Raw genomic sequence first — 4,423 nt, 5'->3', positions numbered from 1 at the left:
TGGGTGGAGACGGCGTTGTGGGTGGCGCACCAGAGGGGTGCGGTGAGGTGGGGGTGGGTGGTGAGGGTTTGGATGAGGGCGAGGGTGAGCGCGGTCCCGGTAGGTACGGCGGGGTGGTCGGGGTGAGGGGTCTCATCGAGAGCGAGGAGGGAGAGCACCCCTGAGACATCCGTGGTGCTGGTGAGGGTGTGGTTGAGGTGTGGGGTGAGGGTTTGCGGGGTGGTGTGGGTGTGGTCGAGGGGGAGGGGGAGGGTGTGTGCGCCGTGTTGGTGGAGGGTGTTGAGGACGGCGGTGATGAGGGGGTGGTCGGTGTGGTTGGCGGGGAGGGGGATTAGCCAGGTTCCCGTTAGCACTGCCCCGGTGGTGGGGGTGTGGGGTTTCCAGGTTTCGCGGTAGGTCCAGGTGTTGATGGTGTTCTGGTCGCGTTGTTGCTGGTGCCAGGCGGACAGCGCCGGCAGAAGAGTGTCGAGGGATGCGTCGGCCTGGACGTCAAGGGTGGTGGCGAGGGCTTGGGCATCTTGTTCTTCGACTGTCTCCCAGAACCGGGCCTCGATCTCACCCAACGCCCCGACGGACGGCTTCTGTGCTGCCTCATTGTCCGGCGTTGAGGTGAGCCAGAAGCGTTGGCGTTGGAACGGGTAAGTAGGCAGGTCAATGCGCTGGGGGCGAGGGGCGTGGCGGGTGTAGTGCGTTGTCCAGTCGACGGCCTGGGCGGTGTGGGCGTGGGCCAGGGTGGTGAGGAGCTGGGTGGTGTCGTTGTGGTCGGGGTGGAGGAGGGGGTGGGTGTTGGGTGTGTGATGGGGGAGGTTGTGGTGAGTGAGGGTGGTGAGGGTGTTGTCGGGTCCGAGTTCGAGGTAGGTGGTGGTGCCGTGGGTGTGGAGGTTGTGGGTGATCTGTTGGTAGTCGACGTGGTGGCGGGCTTGGTGGGCCCAGTAGTGGGGGGTGAGGAGCTCGTCCCCCGGGTCGGCGGTGGCGGTGATGAGGGGAATGCGGGGCGGTTGGTAGGTGAGGGTTTCGGCGGTAGCGGCCAGCTCCGACAGCAAGGCATCGAGGTGGGGGGAGTGGAAGGCACCGCTGGTCTGCAGGGCGGTGGTCTTGCGGCCCATGTCCTGGAAGTGGGCGGTGACGGTGTCGACTGTGTCGCGGTCGCCGGAGATGACGAGTGAGGTGGGACTGTTGACCGCGGCGACTGATACCTGACCGGCATGGTCTTCGATCAGGGGATGTACTTCGTCGGGGGTGGCCTGGAGGGCGGTCATGGCCCCGGTGGTGGGGAGGGTGTCCATGAGCCGGGCCCGCGTGGTAACCAGGAGTGCGGCGTCGGGCAGGGTGAGGATTCCGGCGAGGTGGGCGGCGGTGATCTCTCCGAGGGAGTGCCCGGCCACGCAGTCGGGGCGTACCCCGAACTGCTTGGTCAGCAGCGCGTGCAGGGCGTACTGCAAGGCGAACAGCGCCGGCTGGGTGAACAGCGTCCGGTGGATCAGCGATCCGAGATCACTCTCCGGTGACGGGAAGAGGACGTCGAGCAGGGGGTGGTCAAGGTGGGGGTCGAGGTGGGCGCAGGCTTCGTCCATGGCCTGGGCGAAGGCGGGGAATGCCTGGTAGAGGCCGTGTCCCATGCCGGGGTACTGGGTGCCCTGCCCCGCACATACGAAAGCCAGCTTCCCCCCGCTGCCCGTGCCCCGGATCACGGAGGGATGCTCTTCACCGGCTGCCAGGGCCGACAGCCCGGCCAGGAATCCGTCCCGGTCCCCGGCGAGCACGACTGCCCGCCGCTCGAATACCGACCGGCCCGACGCCAGCGAGAACCCCACATCCGCCAACGCCACATCAGAACGGCCAGTGAGCCAACGGCGCAGTTGCCCTGCCTGCGCCCGCAGAGCACTGTCCGACTTCGCTGACACCGGCCACGGGAACGGCATCGGCAAGGGCTTGGCGGCTTCATCGTCGTCTTGGTCCGGCCCGGCCACGTCGGCCGCGCCGGCTTCGTCCTCGACCGCCGGCGCTTCCTCGATGATGACGTGCGCGTTCGTACCGCTGACCCCGAACGAGGACACCCCCGCCCGCCGTAGCCGCCCGTCCGTCTCCGGCCACGGCACCGCCTCCGTCAGCAGCCGCACCGCGCCCGCATCCCAGTCCACATGCGGCGACGGCTCATCCACATGCAGCGTGGCAGGCAACTGCCCGTGCCGCAGCGCCATCACCATCTTGATCACACCGCCCACACCCGCAGCCGCCTGCGCATGCCCGATGTTCGACTTCAGCGACCCCAGCCACAGCGGCCGCCCCTCCGGCCGCCCCTGCCCATAGGTAGCGAGGAGAGCCTGCGCCTCGATCGGATCACCCAGCACGGTCCCCGTCCCGTGCCCCTCCACCGCATCCACATCACCAGGAGAGAGACGAGCATTGGCCAGCGCCTGGCGGATCACCCGCTGCTGCGACGGACCATTCGGCGCCGTCAGACCATTGCTCGCCCCGTCCTGATTGACCGCCGACCCCCGCACCACCGCCAACACCCGATGCCCGTTCCGGCGAGCATCGGAAAGCCGCTCCACCAGCAGCATCCCCACACCCTCACCCCACCCCGTACCGTCCGCCGAAGCCGAAAACGCCTTACACCGACCATCAGGCGACAACCCCCGCTGCCGCGAAAACTCCACGAAGGCTTCGGGGGTGGACATGACGGTGACGCCGCCGGCCAGGGCCATGGAGCACTCTCCGGCTCGCAGGGCCTGACAGGCCAGATGCAAGGCGACCAACGACGACGAGCAGGCTGTGTCCACTGTGACCGCCGGGCCTTCGAAGCCGAAGGTATAAGCGATGCGGCCTGACGCGATGCTCCCCGCGCTCCCATTGCCCATATAGCCCTCGAAGCCGTCCGGGGCGATCGAGAAGCGAGACGCGTAATCGTGATAGATCAGTCCCGCAAAGACTCCGATTTGACTGCCGCGCAGATTGCCGGGGGCGATGCTTGCCCGCTCGAAAGCCTCCCAGGAGGTTTCCAGAAGCAATCGGTGTTGAGGGTCGGTAGCGAGTACTTCGCGTGGGCTGATCCCGAAAAAGTCCGCGTCGAATTCGCCGGCACTGTGGAGGAATCCTCCGTGCCGAGTGTAACAAGTATGGGGGCGATCAGGGTCCGGATCATAAAGCCGCTCAATGTCCCACTCACGGTTGACCGGGAATCCGGAGATCGCGTCTTCGCCGGCAGCTACGAGTTCCCATAGCTGTTCGGCCGATGCCACTTCACCCGGGTACCGACATGCCATTCCGACGATGGCGATGGGGTCGTCGTCGGTGACAGGCGCACTCGGGAGGTGGATGGCTGGTTCAGTGGGTGTGCCGACTGCCAGAGTCTGGAGGTGGCGGGCAAGTGCCTCGGGCGTGGGGTGATCGAAGGCCAGCGAGGCAGGAAGAGGGAGTTCGGTGGCGGTGGCAAGGCGGTTGCGCAGTCGGACTGCGGTGAGGGAGTTGAAACCCAGTTCCTTGAATGCGCGGTCCGTCGCGATCTCGTGCGCTTCATGATGACCGAGAGCAGCAGCAGCGTGAGTTCGTACCAGGCGAAGGAGCATCTCATATTGCTCGCTTGGACTCTGGTGGGTGAGCTGATCGCGAAACTTCGCCAGCGTGGGGGGAGGAGAATCGTAGGCAGGGGTGGCTGCTTGGGCTTCCGGGATTGATTGAAAACAGGACGTGGAGTTCGATCCGTAAGCCGGGACGAATGCCGCCCAGTCGACGTCCGCGACGACAAGGTTCGGCTGGTCCTGGCTGACGGCCTGTTCAAGCGCGGCGAGGGCGAGATCGGCCGGCATGGGCGTCAGCCCGTGTCGCCGCATGTGGTCGACGACTCCGGCGTCCGACATGCCGCCGTCGGCGTTTCCCTCCCATGGCCCCCAGGCGATGGAGGTGGCGGGGAGTCCTTGGGTGTGGCGGTGGGTGGCGAGGGCGTCTAGGTAGGCGTTGGCGGCGGCATGGGCACCATGACCGACGGCTCCCCAAACAGCGGCACTGGAAGAAAACAAGATGAATTGCTCAAGGGATGCGTGGTCGCGCAGAAGCTCATGCAGGTTTCCGGCGGCTACGGCCTTGGGGGCGGTGGCCGCGACAAGATCCGTTGGGTTGCAGCGGGACAGCAATACGGGAGCGTTGGACTCCTCTGTGTGGATGACGGTGGTGAGGGGGTGTTCGGAGGGGATGGTGTTAAGGAGGCGGGTGAGGGCTTCTTTATCGGTGATGTCGCAGATGATGGGTTGTTGTTGGAGTTGTTGTGTGTGTGGTGGGTGGGGGTTTTGGCGGGTGGTGAGGAGGAGGTGGCAGTGGGGGTGGTGTTGGTTGATCCAGTGGGCGATGTGGGTGGCGAGGGCGCCGGTGGCGCCGGTGATGAGGATGGTGCCGTGGGGTGTCCAGGGTGTGGTGGGTGTGGTGG

At 66.4% G+C, this 4,423-nt stretch carries 1 protein-coding gene and 1 pseudogene; both read right to left on the bottom strand.

All coding sequences use genetic code 11. From position 1 onward, the window contains the following. A partial coding sequence (locus ABZ951_RS33530) for a type I polyketide synthase (RefSeq protein WP_361281732.1) occupies positions 1-2,564 on the bottom strand: 2,564 nt, incomplete at its 3' end. Between the two features lie 30 nt (positions 2,565-2,594). After that, positions 2,595-4,334 (bottom strand): annotated as a pseudogene (locus ABZ951_RS33525) (beta-ketoacyl synthase N-terminal-like domain-containing protein); the annotation flags it as partial. Positions 4,335-4,423: the final 89 nt, after the last annotated feature.

Origin of the sequence: Streptomyces sp. NPDC046215 (assembly GCF_040646215.1) — a bacterium.
Lineage (GTDB): Bacteria > Actinomycetota > Actinomycetes > Streptomycetales > Streptomycetaceae > Streptomyces > Streptomyces stramineus.
Note: the sequence above shows the minus strand (reverse complement) of the source record. Positions and strands in the feature narration are given on the sequence as shown.